The organism is Bacillus sp. AFS059628, assembly GCF_002571225.1.
GTDB lineage: Bacteria > Bacillota > Bacilli > Bacillales > Bacillaceae_G > Bacillus_A.
In genome coordinates, this window is record NZ_NVEC01000164.1 from 1 (window position 1) to 2,944 (window position 2,944).

The 2,944-nt window shown below is 33.2% G+C and carries 3 protein-coding genes and 1 pseudogene; all 4 read right to left on the reverse strand.

The window, feature by feature from the left end; genetic code table 11:
* Window positions 1-41: 41 nt before the first annotated feature.
* Window positions 42-722: an MgtC/SapB family protein gene (locus COL05_RS30775; protein WP_000119508.1), complete on the reverse strand. Its 681-nt coding sequence runs from the start codon at window positions 720-722 to the stop codon at window positions 42-44.
* A 161-nt stretch (window positions 723-883) separates the two neighbouring features.
* A complete protein-coding gene (locus COL05_RS30780; RefSeq protein ID WP_098671347.1) occupies window positions 884-1,540 on the reverse strand; it encodes a YkyA family protein in 657 nt (218 codons plus the stop codon).
* 14 nt (window positions 1,541-1,554) lie between these two features.
* Window positions 1,555-2,376 carry a peptidoglycan-N-acetylglucosamine deacetylase gene (locus COL05_RS30785; RefSeq protein WP_098671348.1) on the reverse strand — a complete coding sequence of 274 codons (822 nt, stop codon included), beginning with the start codon at window positions 2,374-2,376 and terminating at the stop codon, window positions 1,555-1,557.
* 100 nt (window positions 2,377-2,476) lie between these two features.
* Window positions 2,477-2,944, reverse strand: a pseudogene (locus tag COL05_RS30790) (sensor histidine kinase); the annotation flags it as partial.

The window sequence follows — 2,944 nt, forward strand, 5'->3', positions numbered from 1 at the left end:
TTAGGGGTCACTTCAATTCACTTCACTCTTTTTTATCACCATTATCTACTTTCCACTTCAACTGAAACTACTCGATCAATCTCTTTTAGGGAACTATATAACTCCGTCGTATACAAGTCTTCTGGAGCTAAAATAACCATCTCCAGTTGCTGAAATGCCCCACTATCTATATCTTTAATTTTTACGCGTTTCACATGCATACCTAGATTTTTAATTTGCTTAAATATACCGTCTAACTCATGGTGCTCTTTTACAGTAATTTTTATAGATAAATCCTTTTGTCTTAATGAATAAGGACCTGCAATTTTCACAAGTTGCGGAAGTACGTTAATCGCTAAAATGATTAAAATCATAGCAACCGTCGCTTGTAAATAAAATCCTGCCCCAATTGCTATACCTAAAGCTGAAGCAGCCCACACCATAGAAGCTGTCGTTAATCCCGAAATAACATCATTACTTCTTCGTAAAATAACACCTGCTCCAAGAAAACCAATCCCGCTCACAATTTGAGCAGCTAAACGCATTGGATCCATATTTGTATGCCCTGGAACAGAATATACATGTACGGATTCAATTGAAACCATCGTAATTAAACAACTTGCTACAGAAATAACCATACTTGTTTTCACGCCAAGCGGTTTATTCTTTAGCTGCCTATCTATCCCGATGAATAATCCTAAAAAGAGCGCTAAACCTAATTTGAGTAAAAATTCATATGACATATTTCCAGTCTCTCCTTACTTTACAATGTTTCCCTTAGAATAATTCACTATAACTCTTTTATGATATCAATTCCAGTCTTTTCTATTCATTTAACGTAAAAAACCGAAAAAACATTTATGACGATGTTTCCCCGGCTTTTTATTACGTTTAAGATTCTTCTTTATTTCTGATCTTTAATCTTAATCTCTGCATCTTTGTAGAATGCTAATTTACTGTCATTATACTCTTTTGTAAAATTGTTAAATTGCTCTTTTGACTTTTGTGCTTCCACAGTTAATTCATTAACAGCTTTAACTTTTTCACCAATCTCTTTTAATTTCGTTTCTTTTACTTTTAATTTTTCATACAGTTCTTTTTCAGTCGCTAACGCCTTCGTATAATTTTCATTCATCTTTTTGAATGCATCATAGCGGTTTTTATATGAATCTTCTACTGCTTTCGCTTGTTTTTGTAACTTCTTATCTTCAAGCTTCTCTATATTTCCTTGAATAGATTTCGTTTCTTTCTGCGCTTTTTCTAGCATTTCTTTCTCACTTTTCAATACTTTTTCACGTTCATCTACATTTGCAGTAGCTTGCTCTATTTTCTTCATAACAGCGTCATTATGATCTTTACCTTCTTGTAAAATTTGAGAATATAGTTCTTGACCTTCCTTCTCTAACTTCTCTAATTTCTTCGCTTCATCAACTAATGATTTTTCTTGTGTCGCCGCTGTTTCAAAAGCTGTATATAGATTTTCTTCTGGTTTTTCACCGAAACAACCTGTTAATAGTCCTACTGATAGTGCTCCAACTACTGCTACTTTTCCATACTTCAACGTTCATTCCTCCATTACATACGGTTATCATGCCAGAAATTCACTGGGAAGTGACTCTCTTCATGATAAGCTTCAAACTCATAACCCTTTTCTTTTAACCCTTTTAAAATTGCTGGTACAGCAGCAACTGATTGTGGGTGAATGTCATGCATTAAAATGACTTCTTGTGGTTTTGTTGCATTTGTTAATACATTTTGAGCAATTTGTGCTGCAGCTGCATCAACTTGCATTTTGTTATATTTCCAGTCTAATGAATCAATTGTCCAATCCCATACTTTAAAACCGCCTTCTACCACTTTATTTCGAAGACCTTCATTTAATCCAGGCATCGAACCGTATGGCGGACGTGTTAATTTAGGTGATTTTCCAATAATATTTGCGATTAAGCTTTGATCTTCTTTCATCTCATTTACATACTCACCATTTTTATATAACTTCGCAAAATTATGTGTCATACTATGCATACCTACATAATGACCCTCTGCATTTTCACGTTTCACTAAATCCGGAAATTCTTTTACATTTGCTCCGATTAAAAAGAACGTCGCCTTCGCATCATGCTGTTTTAACGTATTTAACAATTCAGCCGTATATTTCCCTGGGCCATCATCAAATGTAAGATAAGCAACTTTTCTTTCTTTTCCATTAAAACGGCTTGGGGCCGTTTTATTCATTTCTACTTTCGGTTGTTCACTTGCAAGCTGCACTACATTTTCTTGTTTTGCAACAGCCTTTGCTGGTGAAGTAATGGATTGAAACATGAAATACCCAATAGCTACTGCTGCAATCGCTATTAAAACGACCACTACTCGTTTAATTTTTAAAGCTTTTTCCATTCTATCGAATTCCTCTCCCTATTAATCTTATATATAAATCACCCAATATAATTATACATCTATTTATTTTATTACACTATATAAACAGACTTTATATGTATTATAATGGGAGTTTTATCAAAATGGTTGTTCCTATTCCTTCTTTACTTATAATACGAATTGTACCTCCATGAAGCTCTACCATTTTTTAACGATAGCGAACGGTGATTAATCTGATAAAATGACTGTTTTATATATGGTAAATGCTCTTTAGCAATTCCAATCACTTCGTCTTTCACCTTTATTACTACTTGTCCTTCTTTTTTAGTCGCTTCAATATATACTTTACCATTTTTATGTGAATATTTAATGGCATTTTGAACAATATTCAAGAAAACTTGCTTTAGCCTATTTCGATTTCCCATCAATTCAATTCGTTCTATAGTTTTGATGAATTGTATTTGCTTCTCTTCAGCATTAGGAGTTAATTACCAAATCGTCTCCTCTAGTATATCGTATAATTGCACCTTTTGTTTATATAAATTGAAATGATTTAAGTATAAGTTTTCTAAAATAAAGTGAAACTTTA

Excerpts from the sequence above, each read along its gene's own strand:
- COL05_RS30775 (WP_000119508.1), bottom strand. The coding sequence starts at position 722 with ATGTCATATGAATTTTTACTCAAATTAGGTTTAGCGCTCTTTTTAGGA.
- COL05_RS30785 (WP_098671348.1), bottom strand. The coding sequence starts at position 2,376 with ATGGAAAAAGCTTTAAAAATTAAACGAGTAGTGGTCGTTTTAATAGCG.